This is a genomic window from Pseudomonas xionganensis (genome assembly GCF_009763245.1).
Classification (GTDB): domain Bacteria; phylum Pseudomonadota; class Gammaproteobacteria; order Pseudomonadales; family Pseudomonadaceae; genus Aquipseudomonas; species Aquipseudomonas xionganensis.
On record NZ_WKJZ01000001.1, the window covers coordinates 2,578,964 to 2,604,172 of the forward strand.

25 protein-coding genes and 1 tRNA gene are annotated in these 25,209 nt (G+C 60.6%); 7 read left to right on the forward strand and 19 right to left on the reverse strand.

Annotation, left to right across the window (positions count from 1 at the left end; translation table 11 throughout):
• Positions 1–83: 83 nt before the first annotated feature.
• A tRNA-Ser gene (locus GJV18_RS11980) sits at positions 84–173 on the reverse strand.
• A gap of 299 nt (positions 174–472) precedes the next feature.
• Here GJV18_RS11980 and GJV18_RS11985 point away from each other — a divergent pair.
• Positions 473–1,162 (forward strand): crotonase/enoyl-CoA hydratase family protein, encoded by a 690-nt coding sequence (locus GJV18_RS11985; protein ID WP_160345707.1) that lies wholly within the window; start codon positions 473–475, stop codon positions 1,160–1,162.
• 211 nt (positions 1,163–1,373) lie between these two features.
• Positions 1,374–2,096 carry a 1-acylglycerol-3-phosphate O-acyltransferase gene (locus tag GJV18_RS11990; protein ID WP_160345709.1) on the forward strand — a complete coding sequence of 241 codons (723 nt, stop codon included), beginning with the start codon at positions 1,374–1,376 and terminating at the stop codon, positions 2,094–2,096.
• Between the two features lie 68 nt (positions 2,097–2,164).
• Here the strand turns inward: GJV18_RS11990 and htpG are convergent, their stop codons facing one another.
• The 4 genes from htpG to GJV18_RS12010 all read right to left on the reverse strand — a co-directional run bounded on the left by htpG (position 2,165) and on the right by GJV18_RS12010 (position 6,386).
• Positions 2,165–4,069 carry a molecular chaperone HtpG gene (gene htpG / locus GJV18_RS11995; RefSeq protein ID WP_160345711.1) on the reverse strand — a complete coding sequence of 635 codons (1,905 nt, stop codon included), beginning with the start codon at positions 4,067–4,069 and terminating at the stop codon, positions 2,165–2,167.
• Positions 4,070–4,168: 99 nt separating this feature from the next.
• Positions 4,169–5,419, reverse strand: a complete 1,251-nt coding sequence (locus GJV18_RS12000; protein ID WP_160345713.1) for an MFS transporter — start codon at positions 5,417–5,419, stop codon at positions 4,169–4,171.
• 47 nt (positions 5,420–5,466) lie between these two features.
• Positions 5,467–5,913 carry a PaaI family thioesterase gene (locus tag GJV18_RS12005; RefSeq protein WP_160345714.1) on the reverse strand — a complete coding sequence of 149 codons (447 nt, stop codon included), beginning with the start codon at positions 5,911–5,913 and terminating at the stop codon, positions 5,467–5,469.
• Entirely contained in the window at positions 5,910–6,386 is a 477-nt protein-coding gene (locus GJV18_RS12010) for a PaaI family thioesterase (RefSeq protein WP_160345715.1), read from the reverse strand. Before GJV18_RS12010 ends, GJV18_RS12005 begins: the two co-directional genes overlap by 4 nt.
• 2 nt (positions 6,387–6,388) lie before the next feature.
• Between GJV18_RS12010 and GJV18_RS12015 the strand changes: the two genes are divergently transcribed.
• Positions 6,389–6,865 (forward strand): hypothetical protein, encoded by a 477-nt coding sequence (locus tag GJV18_RS12015; protein WP_233280091.1) that lies wholly within the window; start codon positions 6,389–6,391, stop codon positions 6,863–6,865.
• Positions 6,866–6,922: 57 nt separating this feature from the next.
• On the opposite strand, the gene GJV18_RS12020 is transcribed toward GJV18_RS12015, so the two are convergent.
• The 11 genes from GJV18_RS12020 to GJV18_RS12070 form a co-directional block, all read right to left on the reverse strand.
• The gene (locus GJV18_RS12020; protein WP_160345717.1) at positions 6,923–7,315 is read right to left on the reverse strand and encodes an MAPEG family protein; all 393 of its coding nucleotides are present in this window, start codon (positions 7,313–7,315) and stop codon (positions 6,923–6,925) included.
• On the reverse strand, positions 7,312–8,049 hold the full coding sequence (locus tag GJV18_RS12025) for a DUF599 domain-containing protein (RefSeq protein WP_160345719.1): 738 nt from the start codon (positions 8,047–8,049) through the stop codon (positions 7,312–7,314). The genes GJV18_RS12020 and GJV18_RS12025 overlap by 4 nt, the downstream gene beginning before the upstream one ends.
• A gap of 268 nt (positions 8,050–8,317) precedes the next feature.
• Positions 8,318–9,712, reverse strand: coding sequence for a Si-specific NAD(P)(+) transhydrogenase (gene sthA / locus GJV18_RS12030; RefSeq protein WP_160345721.1), 1,395 nt, complete (start codon positions 9,710–9,712; stop codon positions 8,318–8,320).
• Positions 9,713–9,833: 121 nt separating this feature from the next.
• Complete coding sequence (gene nqrM / locus GJV18_RS12035; RefSeq protein WP_160345723.1) at positions 9,834–10,061, reverse strand: (Na+)-NQR maturation NqrM; 228 nt, start codon at positions 10,059–10,061, stop codon at positions 9,834–9,836.
• Positions 10,058–11,083, reverse strand: coding sequence for an FAD:protein FMN transferase (locus GJV18_RS12040; RefSeq protein WP_160345725.1), 1,026 nt, complete (start codon positions 11,081–11,083; stop codon positions 10,058–10,060). The genes nqrM and GJV18_RS12040 overlap by 4 nt, the downstream gene beginning before the upstream one ends.
• Before the next feature lie 2 nt (positions 11,084–11,085).
• Positions 11,086–12,312, reverse strand: a complete 1,227-nt coding sequence (nqrF, locus tag GJV18_RS12045; protein ID WP_160345727.1) for an NADH:ubiquinone reductase (Na(+)-transporting) subunit F — start codon at positions 12,310–12,312, stop codon at positions 11,086–11,088.
• A 15-nt stretch (positions 12,313–12,327) separates the two neighbouring features.
• Positions 12,328–12,936, reverse strand: coding sequence for an NADH:ubiquinone reductase (Na(+)-transporting) subunit E (nqrE, locus tag GJV18_RS12050; RefSeq protein WP_160345729.1), 609 nt, complete (start codon positions 12,934–12,936; stop codon positions 12,328–12,330).
• Complete coding sequence (locus tag GJV18_RS12055) at positions 12,936–13,610, reverse strand: NADH:ubiquinone reductase (Na(+)-transporting) subunit D (RefSeq protein WP_178113436.1); 675 nt, start codon at positions 13,608–13,610, stop codon at positions 12,936–12,938. Before GJV18_RS12055 ends, nqrE begins: the two co-directional genes overlap by 1 nt.
• On the reverse strand, positions 13,607–14,395 hold the full coding sequence (locus tag GJV18_RS12060; RefSeq protein WP_160345733.1) for a Na(+)-translocating NADH-quinone reductase subunit C: 789 nt from the start codon (positions 14,393–14,395) through the stop codon (positions 13,607–13,609). Before GJV18_RS12060 ends, GJV18_RS12055 begins: the two co-directional genes overlap by 4 nt.
• Positions 14,388–15,599 (reverse strand): NADH:ubiquinone reductase (Na(+)-transporting) subunit B, encoded by a 1,212-nt coding sequence (locus tag GJV18_RS12065; protein ID WP_160345734.1) that lies wholly within the window; start codon positions 15,597–15,599, stop codon positions 14,388–14,390. The genes GJV18_RS12060 and GJV18_RS12065 overlap by 8 nt, the downstream gene beginning before the upstream one ends.
• Before the next feature lie 3 nt (positions 15,600–15,602).
• Positions 15,603–16,940 carry a Na(+)-translocating NADH-quinone reductase subunit A gene (locus GJV18_RS12070; RefSeq protein WP_160345735.1) on the reverse strand — a complete coding sequence of 446 codons (1,338 nt, stop codon included), beginning with the start codon at positions 16,938–16,940 and terminating at the stop codon, positions 15,603–15,605.
• 276 nt (positions 16,941–17,216) lie between these two features.
• Between GJV18_RS12070 and GJV18_RS12075 the strand changes: the two genes are divergently transcribed.
• Positions 17,217–17,783, forward strand: coding sequence for a chalcone isomerase family protein (locus tag GJV18_RS12075; RefSeq protein ID WP_160345736.1), 567 nt, complete (start codon positions 17,217–17,219; stop codon positions 17,781–17,783).
• Positions 17,784–17,917: 134 nt separating this feature from the next.
• Here the strand turns inward: GJV18_RS12075 and GJV18_RS12080 are convergent, their stop codons facing one another.
• A complete protein-coding gene (locus GJV18_RS12080; RefSeq protein WP_160345737.1) occupies positions 17,918–19,384 on the reverse strand; it encodes a glyceraldehyde-3-phosphate dehydrogenase in 1,467 nt (488 codons plus the stop codon).
• 137 nt (positions 19,385–19,521) lie between these two features.
• On the opposite strand from GJV18_RS12080, the gene mfd reads away from it, so the two are divergent.
• Complete coding sequence (gene mfd, locus GJV18_RS12085) at positions 19,522–22,968, forward strand: transcription-repair coupling factor (protein WP_160346107.1); 3,447 nt, start codon at positions 19,522–19,524, stop codon at positions 22,966–22,968.
• A gap of 11 nt (positions 22,969–22,979) precedes the next feature.
• Positions 22,980–23,519, forward strand: coding sequence for a CsiV family protein (locus GJV18_RS12090; protein WP_160345738.1), 540 nt, complete (start codon positions 22,980–22,982; stop codon positions 23,517–23,519).
• Positions 23,520–23,882: 363 nt separating this feature from the next.
• Here the strand turns inward: GJV18_RS12090 and GJV18_RS12095 are convergent, their stop codons facing one another.
• Positions 23,883–24,119 carry a DUF3820 family protein gene (locus GJV18_RS12095; RefSeq protein WP_160345740.1) on the reverse strand — a complete coding sequence of 79 codons (237 nt, stop codon included), beginning with the start codon at positions 24,117–24,119 and terminating at the stop codon, positions 23,883–23,885.
• Between the two features lie 125 nt (positions 24,120–24,244).
• On the opposite strand from GJV18_RS12095, the gene GJV18_RS12100 reads away from it, so the two are divergent.
• Positions 24,245–24,613, forward strand: a complete 369-nt coding sequence (locus tag GJV18_RS12100) for a glutaredoxin family protein (protein WP_160345742.1) — start codon at positions 24,245–24,247, stop codon at positions 24,611–24,613.
• 215 nt (positions 24,614–24,828) lie between these two features.
• On the opposite strand, the gene GJV18_RS12105 is transcribed toward GJV18_RS12100, so the two are convergent.
• A complete protein-coding gene (locus GJV18_RS12105) occupies positions 24,829–25,155 on the reverse strand; it encodes a copper-binding protein (RefSeq protein ID WP_160345743.1) in 327 nt (108 codons plus the stop codon).
• Positions 25,156–25,209: the final 54 nt, after the last annotated feature.

Below are 25,209 nucleotides of genomic sequence, written 5' to 3' on the forward strand. Positions count from 1 at the left end.
AGGCGCCGGCCCAACGCGGACAAATACACCGCTCAGAAAACAAAAAACCCCTGAAGGCTTCAGCCTTCAGGGGTTTTTGAAAGTGGCGGTGAAGAAGAGATTCGAACTCTTGATACGGTTTCCCGTATACACACTTTCCAGGCGTGCTCCTTCAACCACTCGGACACTTCACCGGATCTCGTCAGGCATTGCTGTCTGTCGAGGCGCGCTAATCTAGCCGAACCTTTTCCCAAAAGCAAAAGTTTTTTTCAAAAGATTCATGCGCTTATGAAATGCGGCAGCGGCCATAGGCTATACAGCGGATCAGGCCCGGCATACTGACAGCAACCTTTAGACAGGCGCTGCGCTAACTTGGAGGCCGTTTCCTGACAGATAAGCCCCAAGAGCGCTGACCAGCCAGTCAGCCGCCGTGCTTTACCTGGCCGACGCGGATGAGTAACGTCTGCCCCACTTCAGCACAAGGAACCCGACCATGAGCGACCTGATCAGCTATCAACTCGAAGACGGCATTGCCACCCTGACCCTGAGCAATGGCAAGGTCAACGCCATTTCCCCGGACGTGATCACCGCCTTTAATGCGGCCCTTGATCGCGCCGAGCAGGACAAGGCCATCGTGATCATCACCGGTCAGCCGGGCATCCTGTCCGGCGGTTATGACCTCAAGGTGATGACCTCCGGCCCGCAGAACGCCATCAATCTGGTAGCCGCTGGCTCCAGCCTGGCCCGCCGCATGCTGGCTCACCCCTTCCCGATCATCGTCGCCTGCCCTGGCCATGCTGTGGCCAAGGGCGCCTTTATCCTGCTTTCGTCCGACTACCGCATTGGCGTCGAAGGGGCTTTCAGCATCGGCCTGAACGAGGTGCAGATCGGCATGACCATGCACCACGCCGGCATCGAACTGGCCCGTGACCGCCTGCGCAAGTCGGCCTTCCACCGCTCGGTGATCAACGGCGAGATGTTTGACCCCCAGGGCGCCGTGGACGCTGGCTTCCTCGACAAGGTGGTGCCGGCCGAGCAGTTGCTGGCCACCGCTCAAGCCGTGGCCCAGCAGATGAAAAAGATCAATATGACCGCGCACAAGAACACCAAGCTGAAAGTGCGCAAAGGTCTGCTTGAGGCACTGGATCAGGCCATCGAGCTGGATAAGCAGCACCTGGGCTAAAGACCCGCGTAGCACACAAGCCCGGCCAAGTGCCGGGCTTGTGCATTCTGCAGCTCTCTACGGACGTGCCCGGGGCTATACCCGAGGGCTGCAGAGCTAACGTCCGGGTGGAGTTAATCGGCGCGGATATACCACCGGTAATCCGACACATTTGCCCGATGCAGTGCACAGCCGTACACTGCGCGGCCTTTATTGTGACGGGCGTACCTCAATGCTTTTTCTTCTGCGCATGCTGGCCATGGGCGTGCACTTTATCCTCGCCGGCGTGCTTGGCCTGCTCCTAGGCCTGTGCCGCCCGTTCAACCCGGATAACAGCCGTCTGTGCGCCAGGCTCTACAGCCTGCCAGCCCTTTGGCTGTTGCGCCTCAAGCTCAAGCGCGATGTGCAGGGCCTGTTGGGCCACCAGCGTTCGGCGGTGATAGTCGCCAATCACCAGTCCAACTACGACCTCTATGTACTGGGCAGCGTGGTGCCGGAACGCACCGTCAGCATCGGCAAGAAGAGCCTGAAATGGGTGCCCTTTTTCGGTCAGCTGTACTGGCTGGCCGGCAATGTGCTGCTCGATCGCGGCAATGCGGCCCAGGCGAAAAGGGCCATGCTGACCACCACCGATACCCTGAAGCACAAGGACACCTCGATCTGGGTCTTTCCCGAGGGCACGCGCAACCTTGGCCAGGGCCTGCTGCCGTTTAAGAAAGGCGCCTTCCAGATGGCCATCGCTGCAGGCGTGCCGATTATTCCGGTGTGCGTCAGCACCTACGTCAAGCATATGCAGCTGAACCGCTGGAACAGCGGCCAGATCATGATCCGCGCCCTGCCCGCCATCGCCACTGCGGGCCTGAGCCAGGATGATCTGCCACGCCTGCTGGAAGACTGCCGCACCCAGATGCAGCAGTGCATCGACGCCATGGATCAGCAGCTGGAAGCCGCCTGATCGGTGTAGCTCAACAGCAGAACGAAAAAAGCCCGGGCACTGCCCGGGCTTTTTTCATCCAGCCACTATCAGGCCGAGAGTTCCACCAGCAGCTTGTTCAGGCGCTGCACATAGGCGGCGGGGTCCTTCAGGCTGTCGCCCGCAGCCAGGGCGGCCTGGTCGAAGAGGATATGCGACAGATCGGCGAAGCGATCTTCGTCCGGCTCGCCGTCCAGGCGCTCGATCAGCGGATGGCTGGGGTTGAACTCGAAGATCGGCTTGGACTCCGGCACCTTCTGCCCGCTGGCTTCGAGGATCTGACGCATCTGCAGGCCCAGGTCCTGCTCACCAATGGCCAGAATCGCCGGCGAGTCGGTCAGGCGATGGGACACGCGCACCTCGGCCACCTGCTCGCCCAGCGCGCCTTTCAGGCGCTCGATCAGCCCTTCCTTGGCTTTGGCCACTTCCTCCTGAGCCTTCTTGTCCTCTTCCGAGTCCAGCTTGCCCAGATCCAGGTCGCCACGGGCCACGTCGACGAAGTGCTTGCCATCGAACTCGGTCAGGTAGCTCATCAGCCACTCGTCGATACGATCGGTCAGCAGCAGCACCTCGATGCCCTTCTTGCGGAAGACTTCCAGGTGCGGGCTGTTCTTGATCTGGGCAAAGCTTTCGCCGGTCAGGTAGTAGATCTTGTCCTGACCTTCCTTGACCCGGCCCAGGTAATCGGCCAGGGCAACCGACTGCTCCCCACCCTCGCTGCTGGTGGAAGCGAAGCGTAGGAGGCCTGCGATCTTCTCCTTGTTGGCGAAGTCTTCCGCCGGGCCTTCCTTGAGTACCTGACCAAAGTTTTTCCAGAACTTCTTGTAATCTTCCGGCTTGTCCTTGGACAGCTTCTCCAGCATATCCAGCACGCGCTTGGTCAGGGCCGACTTCATCGAGTCGATCACCGGATCCTTCTGCAGAATCTCGCGGGAGACGTTGAGCGACAGGTCGTTGGAGTCCACCACGCCCTTGATAAAGCGCAGGTACAGCGGCAGGAACTCGTCGGCCTGATCCATGATGAAGACGCGCTGCACATAGAGCTTGAGGCCCTTGGAGGCGTCACGTTGATACAGGTCGAACGGCGCGCGGCCCGGCACATAGAGCAGGGAAGTGTATTCCAGCTTGCCTTCGACCTTGTTGTGGCTCCAGGAAAGCGGGTTCTCGAAGTCGTGGGCGACGTGCTTGTAGAACTCCTGGTACTCCTCGTCCTTGACCTCGGTACGCGGACGGGTCCACAGGGCGCTGGCGCGGTTGACGGTTTCCCACTCCGGCTCGGTGGGCTTGTCCTTCTCCTCGCCATGGAACTCCTTCGGCAGCTCGATGGGCAGGGCAATATGGTCGGAGTATTTCTTGATGATGTTGCGCAGGCGCCAGCCGTCGGCGAACTCCTCCTCACCCTTTTTCAGGTGCAGGACGATGCGGGTGCCACGCTCCGGTTTGTCCAGGGTGGCGATCTCGAACTCGCCCTCACCTTTGGAAGCCCAGTGCACGCCTTCGGTAGCGCTCAGGCCGGCGCGCCGGGTAAAGACCTCGACCTTGTCGGCGACGATAAAGGCCGAGTAGAAGCCCACACCGAACTGACCGATCAGGTGCGAGTCCTTCTTCTGGTCGCCGGACAGGTTCTTGAGAAAATCAGCCGTGCCGGACTTGGCGATGGTGCCCAGGTGCGCGATGGTTTCCTCGCGGCTCATGCCGATGCCGTTGTCTTCCAGGGTGACGGTGCCGGCCTCTTTGTCGAAGCTGACGCGGATCTTAAGCTCGGCGCCACCTTCGAGCAGCTCAGGCTTGGCCAGCGCCTCGAAGCGCAGCTTGTCCACCGCATCGGAGGCGTTGGAGATCAGCTCGCGCAGGAAGATTTCCTTGTTCGAGTACAACGAATGGATCATCAGGTGCAGCAGCTGCTTCACCTCGGTCTGGAAGCCCAGGGTTTCTTTTTGAGTTTCCACACTCATGGTCATCTCACTCCACATGGTTGACGAGGCCGGGTTTCGGCGAATGTCTAACAGGTGGGGGCAATGCCTGGGATTTCAAGGGCTTGCTACCGAGGGCAATCAGGGCTCAAGCAACTCGATGCGCACGACTTCTTCCGGGCGCAGGCGATAGCTGATCTCGCCCTGCCCGCTCAGGCGCTGGCGCAACAGAATGCGGCCGTCCGCCTCGATGCCCTGAAAACGCCCCTCGGCGCTGTTGCCGCGCTCGGTCTGCACGCGCATGGTCAGATTCTGATAACGGTTGGGGCTACGCAGTAACGCATCCAGACTGAAGCGCAGGCGCCGATCCAGTGGCCGGCTGCTGCGTTCCACAGTCTCATTGCGAGCCGGGGTTACAGCTGTGGCCAACACAGGCTGTACGGCGGCCGGCAAAGGCGGGAAGTGATCGGCCTCAACCCACCAGCCACGGTTATCAGTCTTTTTCAGCAACAGCGGCAGTTCCTGCCACTCACCCTCAATCTCTGCTCGTACGCTCAGATCCAGCTGCTTGGCCGGCAGGCGCGGCACAGGCAGCTTGTCCAGCCGCACCTGACGCGTCGCAAAACGCCGCTGCAGGTAGTCATGGATCACATAGGCCAGGGTATCCGCCGAATCGAAATGGCGATCCACCGCATCGCCCTTGTAGCGCAAGCCATTGGTATACAGCTCCAGGTTACCGCTCAGGCTGGTCTTGAACTGTGCGGGCAACAACAGGTGAAAATCTCCCACCAGTTTGTTCGGCGCCAGGGGCTGCAGATTAAGGTGCAGGGTGTAGCCACGACTCAGACGGCGCGCTTCGGGCAGATCCTGCTCCGGCAGCAGCCAGCTGATCTCCACCTCGGGCAACTGTCCCTCATCGGCCGGCAGCACATCCAGGCGTACCGCACCGGGCTGCGGCTGAGGCAGGCGAATGGTCAACTCACTCTGGGCAAAGAAATCACGGCCTTCACGCAGACTCAATACACCGTCGATCAACTCACCCTGCTGCGGCTGGAAGGGGCGCCCATAGAGTTCGCCCTGCAGGTCGATGGCCAGCTCCGCCGGTGGCGGCACCTCGGCTTGCAACCACTGCAGGCTGAGCAATGCCTGCAGGCGCTGGGCGTCCTGATTGGCCAAAAGCGTCAGCCCCACGATCAGGGGAATAAACCCAAGACCACTGAGCCCCAATGGCGAGCGCGCCTTGCGCCAATGGCGCAGCACATAGAACAGGGTCAGCGGCGGGATCAGGCTGCCCCAGCCCCACAACAGACTGGTGGAAAAGGCGCGCATGACCAGCCAGACCAGACCGCAGAGAATCAACAACACTCCGCCCAGTATCAGCAGCGCATCCATTTTCCGTCCTTATCTATGGGGTTGGCTTATCCGTTTGGCCTGCGAACTCAGGGCTCATCCACCTTGAAGTGCGCCCGGGCCGTGGCAATGGGCTCGGTCTGGTTGGTTTGCCAGGCGGTAATGGCCACATTGGCCACGCGCCGCCCCTGGCGCCAGACCTGGCATTGCACGAAGGTGTCACGATAATGCCCGGCGCGCAGGTAATCTATCGAGAAGTCGATGATTTTCGGCAAATGCGGGATGCCCATAAACATCAGCAGATGGAGCATGGCCGAATGCTCCATAAAGCCGGCGATCACCCCGCCGTGCAGGGCCGGCAGGGTTGGGTTGCCGATGCAGTCCTGATTGGCCGGCAGGCGAAAGACCATATCGTCGCCCAGACGCAAACACTCGATACCCAGCAATTTGGCATAGGGGATCAGGCTGATCAGCGGGTCATAATTGTTCTGCTCATGGGCCTGGCGTACCAGTTCATTGAGGTTCAGTGTGCTCATTGGCCACCTCCCTGAATGCTGGCCGTCACGCCCTTGCCACTCTGGGCGGATTTGCCCATGCGCATAAAGGCGCCCACTACATGGGCGATCGGCTGGCTGGGGTCATCCTGATAGGCATAGCCGCGGGTGAAGATGACATTGGGCGTCACCCGATAGCATTCGGCAAACCCGAACACATCCTTGTGCGGCTCGGCCGGGTGCATATAGTCGATGCGCAGATCCAGCGTCGGGCAGATCTCGAATTCCGGTAGCACGCAGACCGTGGAAATGCCACAGGTGGTGTCCATCAGGGTGGTGATGGCGCCGCCATGAATCACCCCGGTTTCCGGATTGCCGACGATCTGCGGACTATAGGGCAAGCGCAGGATCAGCCCGTCCGGCTTGGCGCTGTGTACGCTCATGCCTAATACCTGGCAATGGCGCAAGACCGAGAGAAAACGCTGCGCCCGTTCAAGAATGGGGGAGTCGCTCATGAATGGATATCCACAACTGCTACACGAAGGGCGCGCATGATAGCGCCCAGACGAGGTCGAAGCATCAAGACCGTGACTGGATACCGACAAAGAGTCACGCGCTGGGGAACTTTACCCAGGTGCTGGCAATCCAGATGGTTCTGCCAGGCCAGCCTGGTCAGTCAGATCATCTACAAGGAGTACCGACCGTGCAAAAAGCTCTCACTTATACCCTCCTGCTCGCTGCTACCCTGGGCCTTGCTGCCTGCGAAAAGACAGCGGAAGACAAAATGAAGTCGGCTCAGGAATCCGCCGCCGAGGCCGTTGAGTCCATGGGCGATGCGGTTGAGCAAAGTGCCGAGGCCGCCGCGGACAAGGTCGATGAAGTGCTGGGTAATGAACCCACCACCGGGGAAAAGATCGAAGAAGCGGCTGAAGATGCCGGTGAAGCCATCGAAGAGGCCGGGGAGAAAATGAAGGACGCCGTTGACGGTGAATAATCCCCGCGCTTAGAACAAGGCCCGCACTGTGCGGGCCTTGTCGTTTGTGGTCATGGATCAGAGCGCTGGCGTCAGCATCAGCAGCAGGCTGCTAAGCAGGCCAATCACCCAGACCACACTGCGCTGCCAGTGCAGATCGGCCCAATAGCACAGCAGATACAGTACACGCGCCACAACGAAGGTTACGGCCAAGCCATCCACCAGCAAGCCATGGGTCTGGGTGACATGGGCCATCAGCACGCCGACGGCAAACAAGGGAAAGGCCTCGAAGCTGTTCAGGTGAGCCGCCAAGGCCCGGGCACCGAAGCCACTCAGGCGCGCTTGCTGCGCACGGGGGTGGCGGTTGTCATAACGCCCGCCGCCCTCCTCAGCCATGGCCTTGGCCACAGGCGCCTTGGCCAGAAAGATCAGCAATGCACTGATAAAGATGCACCAGAACGGTAGGCTCATTCACTTTTCTCCTTGGCGGTGTCGAAGGTCGGGGTCTGGGTATAGACCATCACCTCCAGCACATCGGAATGGAACTCACGGCGATACAGCACCAGCACCACGCCGGTGGTCACCAGCATGAAGAACCAGGGGCTGATAAACCAGGCCAGCGTTGCCATGCCGAAGTAATAGGCGCGCAGCCCCTGGTTGAACTGGTGGGCCGCCATGGAAATCACTCGTGCGGTGCGTTCGGCAAAGGCCTTGCGCTCCTGCTCGGTGACATGCCGCTCGCCGATCATCGGTGCCGACCCCACCAGCACCGCGGCAAAGTTGTATTGGCGCATGCACCAGCTGAAGGTGAAAAAGGCGTAGACAAACACCACCCCCAGGCACAGCAGCTTGACCTCGGACATCTCCCGGGTGGCGGCCTGCACAAAGGGCAGATCCGCCAGCAGCGACACCGCCTTGTCCGAAGCCCCCAGCACGGTGAGGATGCCGGCGAGAATAATCAGGGTACTGGAAGCGAAGAAGGAGGCATTGCGCTCCAGATTGCCGATCACATTGGCATCGGCGATGCGGTTGTCGCGCAGCAGCATGCGCCGCATCCAGTCTTCCCGATACAGGTGCAGCACGCTGGCCAGACAAGGCGTGGTGCGGCCCTTGGCCTGGGCATAACGGGTATAACCGGCCCAGCAGACGACAAACCAGACGGCCGCCAGCATATGGGGCCAGAACATTTGATCAATCAGCAACATGGAGCACTCCTTAGCAGGGCTGCATTATAGCCAGAGCAACAGCTGAGCGGCCTTGGCACATGACCCGCAATTGCGGGCAGCATGCCTGAGCACTGATTCCGTAAATAGAAATGCCCGTATCCTGCGATACGGGCATTTCTATGTGCCACGAAGCGAGTCCGGGCGTTAGGCCTGGGGGCTTAAAAACTCTCCCGATTAGGCCAGCGCCACTCGGCAGAGCCATTCAAGCCATCCTCTCCAGCCGGCTCAGGCCACCGGCCGGAGCCGCTCAAAAAAGCCGGTTGAGCCCGTCGAACGCCGCCACCCGATAGGCCTCGGCCATGGTCGGGTAGTTGAAGGTGGTGTTGACGAAGTACTTGATGCTGTTCGCCTCGCCCGTCTGGTTCATAATCGCCTGACCGATATGCACGATTTCCGAGGCCTGATAACCGAAGCAATGTACGCCGAGGATTTCCAAAGTCTCGCGGTGGAACAGGATCTTCAGCATCCCCACCGGCTCGTGGGAAATCTGCGCACGCGCCATGCTCTTGAAGAAGGCCTTGCCCACTTCATAGGGAATCTTGGCCTGAGTCAGCTCACGCTCGTTCTTGCCGATTGAGCTGATCTCGGGAATGGTGTAGATGCCGGTGGGCACGTCATCGACAAAACGCCAGCTGTCGTTCTCGACAATATTGCCCGAGGCCGAACGGCCCTGGTCATAGGCGGCACTGGCCAGGCTCGGCCAGCCGATCACATCGCCCGCGGCGAAGATGTTCGGCACTTCGGTGCGGTAGTGCTTGTCCACCTCGATCTGCCCACGGCTGTTGACCGCGATACCGATGTTCTCCAGGCCCAGCTGATCGGTGTTGCCGGTACGGCCGTTACACCAGAGCAGGGCATCGGCCTTGATCTTCTTGCCGGATTTCAGGTGCAGGATGACCCCGTTGTCCAGGCCCTCGATGCGCTCGTACTCCTCGTTGTGACGAATCAGCACGTTGTTGTTGCGCAGGTGGTAGCTCAGGGCGTCGGAGATTTCCGAGTCGAGGAAGCTGAGCAGCTGATCGCGGTTGTCGATCAGGTCAACCAGCACCCCCAGGCCACTGAAGATCGAGGCATACTCGCAGCCGATTACCCCGGCACCGTAGATGATGAGCCGGCGCGGAGTGTGTCCCAGGCTCAGAATGGTGTCGCTGTCATAGACCCGCGGGTGATGAAAATCCACATCCGCCGGGCGATAGGGACGCGAGCCGGTGGCGATAACGATCTGCTTGGCCACCAGCTTTTCCACAACACCGTTGGGGCAAACCACTTCGATGGTCTGCTCGTCGGCGAAGCTGCCGGTGCCGCAGAACACATCGATACGGTTACGGGCGTAATAGCCAGTGCGCGAGGTGACCTGCTTGGCGATCACCCGCTCGGCACTCTTCAATACATCGGGAAAGGAAAACCAGCGCGGTTCACCGATCTGGCGAAACATCGGGTTGGTGTTGAACTGCATGATCTGGCGCACCGAGTGACGCAGCGCCTTGGACGGAATGGTGCCCAAGTGGGTACAGTTGCCGCCCACTTCGCGGCGGCTGTCGACCACGGCTACCTTGCGCCCGGCCTTGGCCGCGTTCATCGCCGCGCCCTCGCCCGCAGGCCCCGAGCCCAGCACCACTACGTCGTAGTTATAGACCGCCATGATTACTCCTTCAGATCATACCGAAACGCTTATGCTGCGTTTGCGGCAGGGCCAGGCGCCACGCGCCTGGCAGACAAAATCTCAGTCGCAGCAGCCTAACCCTGGGGCTGGCCGCTGACGATTAGCGTTTGGTCGCGTCGTAGGCCAGATCGGTCGTCGCCTCGGCCTTGTCGCGATTGACCTCTTCGCATTTCTCACGGCTTCCGCCGCAGATCGAGCACTCTTTCTCGATGCCCAGATTGGCAATACCGCCGCACGAACCGGCAATGGGCTTGCGCCCCATGATCACGCCGATGGCCATCATGCCAACCACCAGCACCATAAATAGAAAAACCGTCAGATACATCATTGCTCTGCTCCTGCAGCAAATAGCTGCTCGAATGCCGTGCTGCCCTGTGTGACGAAGCCGCCATCGGCACGGGTCACGAAAAATGCCGCAATCCCCTTGCGTTCAGCGTAAGCCAGGCCCTCCTCCGGACCAAGCACCAACAACACAGTAGACAAGCCATCGGCGCGAAGGGTCGATGGATCCGCCACGGTCACGGCCGCCAGCCGGTGCTCGATCGGCTTGCCGGTACGGGGATTCAGGGTGTGTGAATAGCGCTTGCCGTCCTCTTCGTAGTAGTTGCGGTAATCCCCCGAAGTGGAAATACCGTAACCGTCGAGTTCGAGCACCCGCTGCGCCACCCGCTCGCCCTCCTGGGGCGCTTCCAGACCTATACGCCAGTGGCTGCCATCCGGTTTGCGCCCTGCTGCCTTGAGCTCCCCGGTGACCTCCACCAGATAACTGCTGACACCCAGTTCGCCGAGACGCCGGATCACCCGGTCCACCGTATACCCAGCCGCGATGCTGTTGAAATCCACCTGCAGCGGCAGATCCTTGCACAGCTGCTCGCCCTCGATACGCAGGTGACGTTGGCCGATCTGCTCAAGCACCTGCGCCAGTTGGTCAGCATCAGGCGCATGCTCGATGCGAGCACCCGGACCGAACCCCCACAGATCAAGGAGCGGACGCAGGGTCAGGTCAAAAGCCCCAGCACTCTCCTCGCCCAGCTGCTTGCCACTGGCCACCAGCTGCAAAATACCTTCCGGCATCGCCTGACAGGTGCCAGCCGGAGCCCGGTTGAAGGTTTCGATCAGGGAGTCATTGCGGTAGCTGGACATCTGCACATCCACCTCGGCAAGAATCGCCTCGGTCGCAGCCTTGAGCTCAGCCAGCGGGGCCACGCCCTGAGTGCGGACATATTTGATCGAGTAGGTGCTGCCCATGGTCGGGCCACCGAACTCTTCGACCTTGTCAGAATGCAAGCAGCCCGTTAGGGCTGCCGCCAGGGCGACAGCGATAACGGGCTGGAGTACCGCACACTTCATGCTTAGCCGCCGAAGTCGTCGAGGAGAATATTCTCCGGCTCGACACCCAGGTCAGTCAGCATCTTGATCACTGCGGCGTTCATCATGGGTGGGCCGCACATGTAGAACTCGCAATCTTCCGGAGCCGGGTGGTCCTTCAGGTAGTTCTCGTACAGTACGTTGTGGATAAAGCCCTTGAGACCAGTCCAGTTGTCTTCCGGCAGCGGGTCGGACAGCGCCAGATGCCACTTGAAGTTTTCGTTCTCGGCCTGCAGCTGGTCGTACTCTTCGACGTAGAAGGCTTCGCGCATGGAGCGCGCGCCGTACCAGAAGCTGATCTTGCGCTTGGATTTCAGGCGCTTGAGCTGGTCGAAGATGTGCGAGCGCATCGGCGCCATGCCGGCACCACCACCGATAAAGACCATCTCGGCATCGGTGTCCTTGGCGAAGAACTCACCGAAAGGCCCGTACACGGTGATCTTGTCGCCCGGCTTGAGGCTGAACACGTAGGAACTCATCTTGCCAGGCGGCAGATCGTCCTTGCCTGGGGGCGGCGAGGCGATACGGATGTTGAACTTCACCAGGCCGCGCTCTTCCGGGTAGTTGGCCATGGAATAGGCACGGATCACGGTCTCCTCGACCTTGGACACGTACTTCCACTGGTTGAACTTGTCCCAGTCGCCGCGATACTCCTCCTGGATGTCGAAGTCCTTGTAGTACACGGTGTGCGGCGGGCATTCCAGCTGCACGTAACCACCGGCGCGGAAGTCGACGTTCTCGCCTTCCGGCAGTTTGAGCGTCAGCTCCTTGATGAAGGTGGCCACGTTCGGGTTGGACTCGACGGTGCACTCCCACTTCTTCACGCCGAAGACTTCTTCCGGCACCTCGATCTTCATGTCCTGCTTGACCGGGGTCTGGCAGGACAGGCGCCAGCCCTCGCGGGCCTCGCGCTTGGTGAAGTGCGACTCTTCGGTGGACAGCATCTCGCCGCCACCGGATTCGACGACGCACTTGCACTGGGCGCAGGTGCCGCCGCCGCCACAGGCAGAGGACAGGAAGATGTTGTTGTCGGCCAGGGTCTGCAGCAGCTTGCCGCCGGCCGGTACCACGATGGTTTTTTCGCCATTGATCTCGATGCTCACATCGCCGCTGGACACCAGCTTGGCGCGCGCCGCGAGAATGATCAGCACCAACACCAGCACAATGGCGGTGAACATGCCGATGGCAAGGAATATCTCGTAATTGATCATCTGCTCATCCTTTCCTTACAGCTGCACGCCGGAGAAGGACATGAAGCCCAACGACATCAGACCGATGGTGATAAAGGTGATCCCCAGACCCTGCAGGCCAGCCGGTACATCGCTGTACTTGAGTTTCTCGCGGATACCCGCCAGGGCAGCGATGGCCAGCGCCCAGGAAACACCGGCGCCAACGCCATAAACGGTGCTCTCAGCCAGGTTGTAGTCACGCTCGACCATAAACAGCGAGCCACCCATAATGGCGCAGTTCACGGTGATCAGCGGCAGGAACACACCCAGGGCGTTATAGAGCGCAGGTACGTACTTATCCAGGGTCATTTCCAGGATCTGCACGATGGCCGCGATCACGCCGATAAAGGTCAGCAGGCCGAGGAAGGACAGGTCCACATCAGGCAGACCGGCCCAGGCCAGGGCACCATCCTTGAGGATGTTGGTGTAGATCAGGTTATTCACCGGCATGGTGATACCCAGCACCACGACTACGGCAATGCCGAGACCGATAGCGGTTTCCACCTTCTTGGAGATGGCGATAAAGGTACACATACCCAAGAAGAACGCCAGCGCCATGTTCTCAACGAACACCGCACGGACGAACAGGCTGATGTAATGTTCCATTAATAGGCCTCCTTGCTGGATACCTGAGGCGCCATCTTGTAGGCGTTCTTCTCGACCTGATCCTTCTTCCAGCTACGGATGGCCCAGATAAACAGGCCGATCAGGAAGAAAGCCGAAGGCGGCAGCAGCAGCATGCCGTTGGGCTGATACCAGCCACCATCGTTGATCACCGGAATGATCTCGTAACCCATCAGCTTACCCGCGCCGAACAGCTCACGGATAATGCCCAGGGCGATCAGCATGGCGCTATAGCCCAGACCGTTACCGATCCCGTCGAAGAACGACAGCACCGGCGGGTTCTGCATGGCGAAAGCCTCGGCACGGCCCATCACGATGCAGTTGGTGATGATCAGACCGACGAATACCGAGAGCTGCTTGGACAGGCTGAAGGCATAGGCCTTGAGCACCTGATCCACCACGATTACCAGCGAGGCGATGATCACCATCTGCACGATCATGCGGATCGAGCTGGGGATCTGGCTGCGGATCATCGAGATAAACAGGTTGGAGAAACCGGTCACCAGGGTCAGCGCGGCGGACATCACCAGCGCGGTCTGCAGGTTCGAGGTCACTGCCAGGGCCGAACAGATCCCGAGGATCTGCAGGCCGATGGGGTTGTTGTTGAAAATCGGATTGAGCAGGACTTCTTTAATAGTCGGCTGCGACATGATCAAGCCTCCCCTGCACGCAGGTTAGCGATAAACGGTCCGAAGCCGTTCTGGCCCAGCCAGAACTTCAGCAGGTTATCCACCCCTTTACTGGTCAGGGTAGCGCCGGCCAGGCCATCGACCTGATGCACGGCTTGCGGATTTTGCGGATCGACGCCGCCCTTGATGATTTCCACGGCCAGCTTGCCGCTTTCATCGAACAGGGCTTTGCCCGGCCACTGGCCCTTCCACTTCGGATTGTCCACTTCACCGCCCAGCCCAGGAGTTTCGCCGTGCTGGTAGAAACCCATGCCAACCACGGTATTGAGGTCGCCCTTGACGGCAATAAAGCCATGCAGAGTCGACCACAGACCGTAACCGCGCACCGGCAGGATCAGGGTTTCCACCTGACCGTCCTTCTCCACCATATACACGGTGCTGTAGCGCTCCTGGCGCTTGATCCCGGCGATGTCATCGCTGCCCTTGAGCGCACTGGACAGCTTGGGGTCCTTGGCGGCCTTGAGCGGATCGAAGGTGATCGGGTCCATGGCATCGGAGAACGTGCCGCTTTCCAGATCCACCAGCTTGGCGGTAATGGTGCTGTTGAACAGCGCCTTGACCTTGGACGCGGACATGCCCGCTTCACCCAGGCCGGCGATGGCCAGGATGCTGCGCTGCTTGTCCAGCAGGCGATTTTCCACCTGGGTCGGTTTCAGTGCGATGGCGGCACCGGCAACAAATACCGAGCACACCAGACACACCAGCAGGGCCACCGTCAGCGTGCGGACGGTAGATTCTTTTTGACTAGACATTACGTGCCAGCCTCCGCTTGATATTGGCCTGAACGACAAAGTGGTCGATCAGCGGTGCAAACAGGTTAGCGAACAGGATCGCCAGCATCATGCCCTCGGGGAAGGCCGGGTTGACCACGCGGATCAACACCACCATCACCCCGATCAGGGCACCGAAAATCCACTTGCCGGTGTTGGTCATGGACGCCGACACCGGGTCGGTGGCCATAAAGAACATGCCGAAGGCGAAGCCGCCCACCACCAGATGCCAGTACCAGGGCATGGCGAACATCGGGTTGGTGGTCGAGCCAATGGCGTTGAGCAGCAGGGACAGGCCGATCATGCCCAGCATCACGCCGGCGACGATGCGCCAGGCGGCGATCTTGGTGATCAGCAGCACCAGGCCACCGATGGCAATGGCCAGGGTGCTGGTCTCGCCGAGCGAGCCGTGAATGGTGCCGACGAAGGCGTCCATCCAGGTGATGCCGTTGTTGACCACATTCTCGATACCACCGGAAGCGGCAAGACTCAGCGAAGTGGCGCCAGCAAAGCCGTCCACCGCGGTCCATACCGCATCACCGGACATCTGCGCCGGGTAGGCGAAGAACAGGAAGGCACGGCCGGTCAGCGCCGGGTTGAGGAAGTTCTTGCCGGTCCCCCCGAACACTTCCTTGCCGATCACCACGCCGAAGCTGATACCCAGGGCCACCTGCCACAGCGGAATGCTTGGCGGCAGAATCAGGGCGAACAACACGGAGGTGACGAAGAAGCCTTCGTTGACCTCATGCTTGCGGATCGAGGCGAACAATACTTCCCAGAAACCGCCGACGATGAAGGTCACCGCATAGACAGGCAGGAAGTAGGCAGCGCCCTGGATAAAGTTATCCCACAGGCTGTTCGGATCAAAACCGGCCAGCGAGCCGATCAGGGCGAAGCGCCAGCCCTCCTGAGCAGCCAGCAGCTCAGGGCTGTTGGCGAAGATCAGGTTGGCCTGATAGCCGGTGTTCCACATGCCGAAGAACATGGCCGGGAAGGTGCATAGCCATACGGTGATCATCATGCGCTTGAGGTCGATGCCGTCACGCACGTGAGCCGTGGTCTTGGTTACGCTGCCGGGGCGATAGAAGAAGGTGTCGATGGCTTCATACAAGGCATACCACTTCTCGTATTTGCCGCCCTTCTCGAAGTTGTGCTCGATTTTATCGAGGAATGCACGGATACCCATGACTTAACCCTCCTTCTCAATGCGGGCGAGGTTATCCCGCAGGATCGGGCCATATTCGTACTTGCCGGCACAGACATAGGTGCACAGCGCCAGGTCTTCTTCGTCGAGCTCCAGACAACCCAGTTTCTGGGCCATCTCGGTGTCACCGACGATCAGGTAGCGCAAGAGTTGAGTCGGCAGGATATCCAGTGGCATCACTGCTTCGTAGTTACCCACCGGCACCATGGCGCGCGGGCTGCCATTGGTGGTGGTGGTGAAGTTGAACAGCTTGGAGCCGGCCAACTTGGAGACGAACACATTGAGCACCGAGTGCTTGTTCACCCCGGCACGCAGGTAGTGCAGCATTTCGCGATCGTTACCTTCACTCAGGCAGGACACCTGGGTGTGATAACGGCCCAGATAGGCAAAAGCCCCCTGGGCAGTCCGGCCACCGAAGACCGAACCGGAAATCACGCGATTGAAACCCGGAACCAGCTCACCAGCTGTCAGTTCCTGCAGGCTGGCACCGATGCGGGTGCGCACCAGGCGTGGCTTTTCAACCACCGGGCCCGCCAGGGCAACAACACGCTCAACGAACAATTGGCCAGTGGTGAACAGCTTGCCCACTGCAATCACATCCTGATAACCAATCTGCCAGACGCTTTTGCTGACACTGACCGGGTCGAGGAAGTGGATATGGGTACCCGGCAGACCAGCTGGATGCGGACCGGCAAAGGCCTCGCTCTGCACCTTGGCCAACTTCTCGCCGGGCAGGCTGGCACCGTCAGCCTTGCACAGGAAGACCTTGGCAATATTGCCCAGCACTTTCAGGCCGTTTTCAAAATCAACAGCGTGTTCGGCAATCACCACAGCCGGATCGGCAGCCAGAGGATGGGTGTCGATGGCGGTGACAAAGATCGAACTGGGCACGGCATCCAGCGCGGGAACCTTGCTGAACGGACGGGTACGCAGGGCGGCCCACAGGCCCGACTGCTGCAGGTTCTCACGAACCTGGGCATCACTCAGTGACTCCAGCTGATCGGCGGAATACTGAGCAAAGACTTCCTGCTCATCACCTTCCAGATCGATCACCAGAGATTGCAGCACCCGCTTCTCGCCGCGATGAATAGCGCTGATGACACCGGCGCCAGGCGCGGTATAGCGCACGCCCGGAGTCTTCTTGTCGGTGAACAACAGTTGACCGAGCTTGACCCGGTCACCGACCTGCACTTCCATCGTCGGCTTCATCCCGTGATAGTCGAAGCCGATGACAGCGACACTGCGCACGGGCCTGGCGGCCTCGATACGCTGGGCCGGAGCACCCGTTATGGGCAAATCAAGCCCATGCTTTAGTTTGATCATAGGTTTGCCTAACCACTGATTTATAAAACTTTTTATAGGATAGCCAGGACAATCAAGAGCAATAACGCCCCATCCAAGACCCGATGTTATTGGCCTGGATGATGATGCCTAACCTGGGTAAAAAATCCGTTTGATTATAGAGAGGCACCCCGCCCCTGGCCACCCAAGCGCTTGCTTTTTTTGACATTTCGGTAATGGTACGCAACAGATAAAGCATTGACTCAAGGCAATAAAACCGCCAAATAGAGAAAGTCTGTACAACTTTGGTATAAGCCAATGCACATCACCCCGATACTCGCGATCACTCTGTTGCTCGGCCTTGCCCTCCCCGCCCTGGGCAACGAACGCTTGCGCGAAGCCAACTTCACCCGCCAGGTGCAGCTCGAACAAAACGCACTGGAACTCAAGAACCAGGACGTTTTGACCTATTTATGGGTAGATGTGTATGCCGCAGCCTTCTACGCTGCACCCGACACCCGCCCGGACATCGCCGTTGATGAAAGACTGAGCCAGCGCCTGGAGCTGTACTATTTTCGCGACATCAAGCGCGAAGACGTGATCAAGGCCGCCTGGGTCACCCTGGAACGTCAACACAACAACGAAACCCTGGAACGCCTGCGCCCACTGGTGGACGCCCTGCATCAACACTTTGCCGACATCCGCAGCGGCGACCGTTATGCCCTCGCCTACCATCCAGACAGGGGACTGACCCTCGAACGCAACGGCGAAACACTCTTTAACAGCGCCGACCCACTGCTGGCCAGGGCCTACCTGGGCATCTGGCTGGCACCCAACGGGCTGTCGGACAAACTGCGCGACAATTTGCTGGCCAGCCGCGAATAAACGCTTCGCCCATAAGAAATGGCCGGGAGCCATTTTTAACGTCGCATAGCGATGGCCCGCAGGGTGGCCGCCAGGGATGGCAGCCCATAAAAAACGGGAGCCGAAGCTCCCGTTTTTTTTATTTTTGCCTGCACTTAGCGCGGGAAGGCTGGCGGGTTGACCCCGGCCATGTCTTCCATCACGCGCACCACCTGGCAGCTGTAACCGAACTCGTTGTCGTACCAGACATAGAGCACGACACGGTTGTCGTTGCAGATGGTGGCTTCGGCATCGACCACACCGGCATGGCGCGAACCAACGAAGTCGGTGGACACCACTTCCTGGGAGCTGACGAAATCGATCTGCTTCTGCAGATCCGAGTGCATGGCCATCTGGCGCAGGTACTCGTTGATCTCTTCGCGGCTGGTGGCCTTCTCCAGGTTCAGATTGAGGATGGCCATGGACACGTTCGGCGTCGGCACGCGAATGGCGTTACCGGTCAGCTTGCCCTTGAGCACCGGCAGGGCCTTGGCAGCAGCAGTGGCGGCGCCGGTTTCGGTGATCACCATGTTCAGCGCAGCACTGCGACCACGACGACTGCCCTTGTGGAAGTTGTCGATCAGGTTCTGGTCGTTGGTGTAGCTGTGCACGGTTTCAACGTGACCGTTGACGATGCCGTACTGATCGTTCACCGCTTTCAGCACCGGCACGATGGCGTTGGTGGTGCAGGAAGCAGCGGAGATGATCTTGTCTTCCGGGCTGATCTCGCCATGGTTGATGCCATGCACGATGTTCTTCAGCGCGCCCTTGCCCGGCGCGGTGAGCACCACGCGGTCGACACCCGGGCAGGCCAGGTGCTGACCCAGCCCCTCGGCATCACGCCATACACCGGTATTGTCCACCAGCAGGGCGTTCTTGATGCCGTACTGGGTGTAGTCCACCTCAGTCGGCGACTTGGCGTAGATCACCTGGATCAGATTGCCATTGGCGGTGAGGGTGTTGTTTTCCTCATCGATGGTGATGGTGCCATTGAACTTGCCATGCACCGAGTCGCGGCGCAGCAGGCTGGCGCGCTTGACCAGGTCATTGCTGGCACCCTTGCGCACGACGATGGCGCGCAGACGCAGGCCGTCGCCACCACCGGTCTTCTCGATCAGGATACGTGCCAGCAGGCGACCGATACGACCGAAACCGTAGAGCACCACATCGGTGCCTTCGCGACCGGCACCGTTCTGCTTGCCGGCTACTTCGGCCAGCTCATCCTTGACGAACTGCTCCAGGCTGCGGCCATTGCCTTCGGCCTTGAACTTGCCAGCCATCTTGCCCAGATCCACCGAGGCAGCGCCCAGCTTGAGCTCGCTCATGGTCTTGAGGATGGGGAAGGTGTCGTGCACCGACAACTCGGCGTCGTCAGCCAGGCGGTGACGGGCGAAGCGGTGGGCTTTGAGAATGTCGATCACCGAACGGTTGATCAGACCACGTCCGTAGATCGAGGTGACCACGTTGTTGTTACGGTAGAGTTGGCCAATCATCGGAATCATCGCTTCCGCAAGGGCTTCTCGATCGATCCACTCACCGAGACACTGGTCGGGCTTCTGAGTCACGGGCAGTACCTTCCACATGTAGGGGCTGAAAAAAGGGGCTACATTATGACGGCGCATGCGCGCCTGAGCAATGCACGACTGTCGTAACTGACACCACACATAAAGGCCCGCTACAATCGGCGGCCCTGTGTTCTGACCGTGAGCTGCCTGTGTCTGTGCCGACCGCGTCCGTACTGCGCCTACCCGCCCTGCCGGCCACCGCCGGAAAACAGCACTGGGGCAACCTGCCCGGTGCTGCGCTAAGCCTGGCGATTGCCGAAGCCGCGAGCTGCGCCCGCCGCTTTACCCTGCTGCTGACTGCCGACAGCCAGAGCGCCGAACGCCTGCAGGAAGAACTGAGCTTCTTCGCCCCGGATCTGCCGGTGCTGCATTTCCCCGACTGGGAAACCCTGCCTTACGACCTGTTCTCGCCGCACCAGGACATCATCTCCCAGCGTATCGCCACCCTCTACCGCTTGCCCGATCTACAGCACGGTATCCTGGTAGTCCCCATCACCACTGCCCTACACCGCCTGGCGCCCAAGCGCTTTCTGCTCGGCAGCAGCCTGGTCATGCAGGTCGGCCAGCGCCTTGATGTGGCGCAGATGCGTGAGAAGCTGGAGGCCGCCGGCTACCGTTGCGTCGATACGGTGTATGAACATGGCGAGTTCGCCGTGCGTGGCGCGCTGATCGATCTGTTCCCCATGGGCAGCACCACGCCCTATCGCATCGACCTGTTCGACGACGAGATCGAGAGCCTGCGCACCTTTGACCCCGAGACCCAGCGCTCGGTGGACAAGGTCGAGTCGATCAAGCTGCTGCCGGCCAAGGAATTCCCCCTGGAGAAAAAGGCCGTCACCGATTTTCGCGGGCGCTTTCGCGAGCGCTTCGACGTTGATTTCCGTCGCTGCCCGATCTACCAGGACCTCTCTACCGGCATCACCCCGGCCGGCATCGAGTACTACCTGCCGCTGTTCTTTGAGGAAAGCGCCAGCCTGTTCGACTACTTGCCGGCCGATACCCAGGTATTCTCCCTGCCCGGTATCGAAAAGGCCGCCGAACACTTCTGGACCGACGCCCGCGGTCGCTATGAAGAACGCCGGGTGGATCCGGAGCGCCCACTGCTGCCGCCGGCCGATATCTTCCTGCCGGTGGAAGACTGCTTTGCCCGCCTGAAGAACTGGCCGCGCGTGGTGATCAGCCAGGACGATATCGAACAAGGTGTCGGTCGCCTGCGCTTTAACGCCCAGCCCCTGCCGGACCTGGCGATCCAGGCCAAGGCCAGCGAGCCCCTGGCCGCCCTGCGGCGCTTTATCGAGGAACATCCGGCGCGGATTCTGTTCTGCGCCGAATCCGCCGGCCGACGCGAAGTGCTGCTGGAGTTGCTGGCCAGGCTGAAGCTCAAGCCCCGGGAGTTCGATAGCTGGCCGGCCTTTGTGGCCAGCAGCGAGCGCTTAGGCATCTGTATCGCCCCACTGGACGACGGTCTACTGCTGGACAACCTGGCCCTGGTGGCGGAAAGCCCGCTGTTCGGCCAGCGGGTCATGCAGCGGCGGCGCCGGGAAAAGGCTCGCGACGGCGGCGACAACGTGATCAAGAACCTCACCGAGCTGCGCGAAGGCGCGCCGGTGGTGCATATCGACCATGGCGTGGGCCGCTACCTGGGCCTGGTGACCATGGAGTTCGACGGCCAGGCCGCCGAATTCCTCGCCCTGATGTACGCCGAAGAAGCCAAGCTCTATGTGCCGGTGGCCAGCCTGCACCTGATCGCCCGCTACACCGGCAGCGACGATGCCCTGGCGCCCTTGCACCGCCTCGGTTCGGAAACCTGGCAGAAGGCCAAGCGCAAGGCTGCCGAGCAGGTGCGCGATGTGGCCGCCGAGCTGCTGGATATCTACGCCCGCCGCGCGGCCCGGGAAGGCTATGCCTTCCAGGACCCCAGCGTCGATTACGCCACCTTCAGCGCCGGCTTCCCCTTCGAGGAAACCCCGGACCAGCAGGCCGCCATCGATGCGGTGCGCGACGATATGCTGGCGGCCAAGCCCATGGACCGCCTGGTCTGCGGTGATGTCGGCTTCGGCAAGACCGAAGTGGCCATGCGCGCCGCCTTTATCGCCGTGCATGGCGGTAAGCAGGTGGCGGTGCTGGTGCCCACCACCCTGCTCGCCCAGCAGCACTACAACAGCTTCCGCGACCGCTTTGCCGACTGGCCGGTGAAGGTCGAGGTGATGAGCCGCTTCAAGAGTGCGAAGGAAGTCGGCGAGGCCATGCACCAGCTGAGCGAGGGCAAGGTCGACATCGTGATCGGCACGCACAAGCTGCTGCAGGACGATGTGAAGTTCCACAACCTAGGCCTAGTGATCATCGACGAAGAACACCGTTTCGGCGTGCGTCAGAAGGAACAGCTCAAGGCCCTGCGCAGCGAGGTGGATATCCTCACGCTGACGGCGACTCCTATTCCCAGAACCCTGAATATGGCCGTGGCCGGCATGCGCGACCTGTCGATCATCGCCACCCCGCCGGCGCGCCGGCTGTCGGTGCGCACCTTCGTCATGGAGCAGAACAACCCGACCATCAAGGAGGCCCTGCTGCGCGAACTGCTGCGCGGCGGCCAGGTGTATTACCTGCACAACGATGTGAAAACCATCGAAAAATGCGCCAGCGACCTGGCCGAACTGGTACCGGAAGCGCGCATCGGCATCGGCCACGGGCAGATGCGCGAGCGCGAGCTGGAACAGGTGATGGGCGACTTCTACCACAAGCGCTTTAACGTGCTGGTGGCCTCCACCATTATCGAAACCGGCATCGATGTGCCCAGTGCCAACACCATCATCATCGAGCGCGCCGACAAGTTCGGTCTGGCCCAGCTGCACCAGCTGCGCGGCCGCGTGGGGCGCAGCCATCACCAGGCCTATGCCTACCTGCTCACCCCGCCCCGCAAGCAGATGACCGAAGACGCCCAGCGCCGCCTGGAAGCCATCGCCGGCGCCCAGGATCTGGGCGCCGGCTTCGTGCTAGCCACCCACGACCTGGAGATCCGTGGTGCCGGCGAGCTGCTCGGCGACGGCCAGAGCGGGCAGATCCAGGCAGTCGGCTTCACCCTCTATATGGAAATGCTGGAACGGGCGGTCAAGGCCATCCAGAAAGGTGAGCAGCCCAATCTGGACCAGCCGCTCGGCGGTGGCCCGGAGATCAACCTGCGGGTGCCGGCGCTGATCCCCGAGGATTATCTGCCGGATGTGCATGCGCGCCTGATTCTCTACAAGCGCATCGCCAACGCCACCGACGAGGACGGCCTGAAGGAGCTGCAGGTGGAGATGATCGACCGCTTCGGCCTGCTGCCCGAGCCGACCAAGCACCTGGTACGCCTGACCCTGCTGAAATTGCAGGCGGAAAAGCTCGGCATCAAGAAGGTCGACGCCGGGCCACAGGGTGGACGTATCGAGTTCGCCGCCGACACCTGCGTCGACCCGCTGACCCTGATCAAGCTGATCCAAAGCGCGCCGAACCGCTACAAGTTCGAAGGCGCCACCCTGTTCAAATTCCAGGTGCCCATGGAGCGCCCGGAAGAGCGATTCAACACCCTGGAAGCGCTGTTCGAGCGCCTGACCCCCTCAAGCTAAAGGACTGACCCATGCGCCTACGCCGCCACCCACTGCTCTACCCCATCATTCTGCTGACGCTGCTGTGCAGCACCTCGGCCCTGGCCGAGCGCCTGTATCAGGTCGAGGCCATTGTCTTTCGCCAATCCGGCGAGCTGATTTCCGCCGGGCAACTGCCACCGGACAACTGGGCGCAAAATGCCCTGCCAGTAGACAGCAGCAATAGCCGCAGCACCGCGCTCAACAGCGAAGCCGCCAAACTCAGCCCGGGCAACGGCTACCAGGTGCTGCTGCACCAGGCCTGGACCCAGAGCGTCGGTGACGCAGCGCCCAGCCGCATCGCCATCAATAGTGACAGCGAGAGCTTCGGGCACTATCCGGTACAAGGCACCATCAGCCTCAAGCAGGGCCGTTATATCGAGTTGGACAGCGATATCTGGGTCAACCAGTTCGAAGCCGGCGTACTCAGTGACAGCGAACGCATCAAGCAGAGCATCCGCCTGAAAAACAACGAGCTGACCTTTCTCGACAACGGCAGCCTGGGCCTGCTGATCCGCATCAGCGCGCAATAAGTCAAGCCGCCAGAAGGGCGTCAGCCGACGCCCTGATTCATTGTCCGATACCGATACACCCCCCAGCCTCCCATCCCATTGCAAGCACCTGCGCTGACAAGCAATCGCACAGCTCAGCCCCCGAGGTAATTCGAGCCACGCTTACCAAGCAGCAACCCTATTTCATAGGCCCACGCGCTACGGGGAACCCATATTGCTGTAAGACGGGCCTGCTGCTGCGCCAACCAGCATACAGCGATAGAAGCGGAACAAGCTGGGACGTCATGGCTTAAATCCCGCGAACAAAATCCAGAGGAAATCCTGCATCAGAAACATCCTTCCCGGATTGCCTCCGACTACCGGGGCGCGAACGGATCAGCTCCCTCAACGCCCACGCAGAGACGCGCGCGGTTTGCTGCGCAACTGATCGAGCAGGCCCGACAGACCGTTATGGTCGATCTCCTGCATCAAGGCCAGCAGCCGGCCGATCTCGCCTGCGGGAAAGCCTTCGCGGGCGAACCAGTTGAGGTAGTGCCCCGGCAGATCGGCGAGCAGATGCCCCTTGTACTTGCCAAAAGGCATTTCCCGGCTGACCAGTAGCAGCAAGTCTTCAGGTTTCATCACAGATTCCGACTGGGGCGTGGGGGGGCCAATTATGCCGTTCGCCCAGAGCCTGGGCCAGGGCGGGCAAACTCGGGTAAGCTGCGCCCCCTTTCTTCCCCCTAAATATCCCCAAGGTAACCCGGATGCTTATCAAGGCACTGCGCATCGGCCTCGGCCAGCTGATCATCTTTATCGACTTCATCACCCGCCCGCGCAAACTCAAGCGCACGATTGAGGCGCAAGCCGCCGTGGAACAGGCCGCCAGCAGCCTGTCCCTGTATCAGTTCCACGCCTGCCCCTTCTGCGTCAAGGTGCGTCGCAACCTGCACCGCCTCAACCTGCCCCTGACCCTGTGCGACGCCAAGAACGACGCCCAGGCGCGCAGTGAGCTGGAACAGCAAGGCGGCAAGATCAAGGTGCCCTGCCTGCGCATCGAAGAAAACGGCCAGAGCACCTGGCTATACGAGTCCAAGGCGATCATCGCCTATCTGGATCAGCGCTTCGCCGCTTAAAAAAGGCTATGCCCCCATTACGCGCTATACGCCGCTCTTGTAGGGCGGGTTAGCGCCGCCAAACACTGCTCGATCATCCCAATGCGATAGCGGCGCGTAACCCACCAAGCGATAGAACCTGTTGCGTCGATGCTGGGTTACGCCGCGGCCCGAGTGGCGGGATGCTCGGCAAGGGTGGCATGCGCCTCACCCAGCCTACGAATACCGCCCCCTGGTCAGTCTGCCGCCTTAAGCTCAGTCACCACATACTGGCTACCCTCCTTGTCCGCGGCAAACTGCACCTTGTCCCCCACTGCCAGGCCTTCCAGCTGGCTCTTGTCCTTGGCGGTAAAGACCATGGTCATGGGCGGCATACCCAGGTTGGCGATGGGGCCGTGACGCAGGGTGACCTTGCCGCTCGCCATATCCACCTTGCGCACCTCCCCCTGGCTCATGCTCGCCTCAGTCTGCACCGCGCCATGGTGGCCGGCATGTTCGTCACTGGCGTGCGCACTCAGGCTCAAGCAGCTGCCCAGCAGACCGGCAATCAGTAGTTTTTTCATGGTATTTCTCCTTCAGTGATGGCGACCCTGTCGCCTTGAAATCGCTCTATTTCC

Bases quoted from the DNA above. Each gene is read 5' to 3' on its own strand.
- GJV18_RS11985 (WP_160345707.1), top strand. From the start codon at position 473: ATGAGCGACCTGATCAGCTATCAACTCGAAGACGGCATTGCCACCCTG.
- GJV18_RS11990 (WP_160345709.1), top strand. From the start codon at position 1,374: ATGCTTTTTCTTCTGCGCATGCTGGCCATGGGCGTGCACTTTATCCTC.
- htpG (WP_160345711.1), bottom strand. From the start codon at position 4,069: ATGAGTGTGGAAACTCAAAAAGAAACCCTGGGCTTCCAGACCGAGGTG.
- GJV18_RS12000 (WP_160345713.1), bottom strand. From the start codon at position 5,419: ATGGATGCGCTGCTGATACTGGGCGGAGTGTTGTTGATTCTCTGCGGT.
- GJV18_RS12005 (WP_160345714.1), bottom strand. From the start codon at position 5,913: ATGAGCACACTGAACCTCAATGAACTGGTACGCCAGGCCCATGAGCAG.
- GJV18_RS12010 (WP_160345715.1), bottom strand. From the start codon at position 6,386: ATGAGCGACTCCCCCATTCTTGAACGGGCGCAGCGTTTTCTCTCGGTC.
- GJV18_RS12015 (WP_233280091.1), top strand. From the start codon at position 6,389: ATGGATATCCACAACTGCTACACGAAGGGCGCGCATGATAGCGCCCAG.
- GJV18_RS12020 (WP_160345717.1), bottom strand. From the start codon at position 7,315: ATGAGCCTACCGTTCTGGTGCATCTTTATCAGTGCATTGCTGATCTTT.
- GJV18_RS12025 (WP_160345719.1), bottom strand. From the start codon at position 8,049: ATGTTGCTGATTGATCAAATGTTCTGGCCCCATATGCTGGCGGCCGTC.
- sthA (WP_160345721.1), bottom strand. From the start codon at position 9,712: ATGGCGGTCTATAACTACGACGTAGTGGTGCTGGGCTCGGGGCCTGCG.
- nqrM (WP_160345723.1), bottom strand. From the start codon at position 10,061: ATGATGTATCTGACGGTTTTTCTATTTATGGTGCTGGTGGTTGGCATG.
- GJV18_RS12040 (WP_160345725.1), bottom strand. From the start codon at position 11,083: ATGAAGTGTGCGGTACTCCAGCCCGTTATCGCTGTCGCCCTGGCGGCA.
- nqrF (WP_160345727.1), bottom strand. From the start codon at position 12,312: ATGATCAATTACGAGATATTCCTTGCCATCGGCATGTTCACCGCCATT.
- nqrE (WP_160345729.1), bottom strand. From the start codon at position 12,936: ATGGAACATTACATCAGCCTGTTCGTCCGTGCGGTGTTCGTTGAGAAC.
- GJV18_RS12060 (WP_160345733.1), bottom strand. From the start codon at position 14,395: ATGTCTAGTCAAAAAGAATCTACCGTCCGCACGCTGACGGTGGCCCTG.
- GJV18_RS12065 (WP_160345734.1), bottom strand. From the start codon at position 15,599: ATGGGTATCCGTGCATTCCTCGATAAAATCGAGCACAACTTCGAGAAG.
- GJV18_RS12070 (WP_160345735.1), bottom strand. From the start codon at position 16,940: ATGATCAAACTAAAGCATGGGCTTGATTTGCCCATAACGGGTGCTCCG.
- GJV18_RS12075 (WP_160345736.1), top strand. From the start codon at position 17,217: ATGCACATCACCCCGATACTCGCGATCACTCTGTTGCTCGGCCTTGCC.
- GJV18_RS12080 (WP_160345737.1), bottom strand. From the start codon at position 19,384: ATGTGGAAGGTACTGCCCGTGACTCAGAAGCCCGACCAGTGTCTCGGT.
- GJV18_RS12090 (WP_160345738.1), top strand. From the start codon at position 22,980: ATGCGCCTACGCCGCCACCCACTGCTCTACCCCATCATTCTGCTGACG.
- GJV18_RS12095 (WP_160345740.1), bottom strand. From the start codon at position 24,119: ATGAAACCTGAAGACTTGCTGCTACTGGTCAGCCGGGAAATGCCTTTT.
- GJV18_RS12100 (WP_160345742.1), top strand. From the start codon at position 24,245: ATGCTTATCAAGGCACTGCGCATCGGCCTCGGCCAGCTGATCATCTTT.
- GJV18_RS12105 (WP_160345743.1), bottom strand. From the start codon at position 25,155: ATGAAAAAACTACTGATTGCCGGTCTGCTGGGCAGCTGCTTGAGCCTG.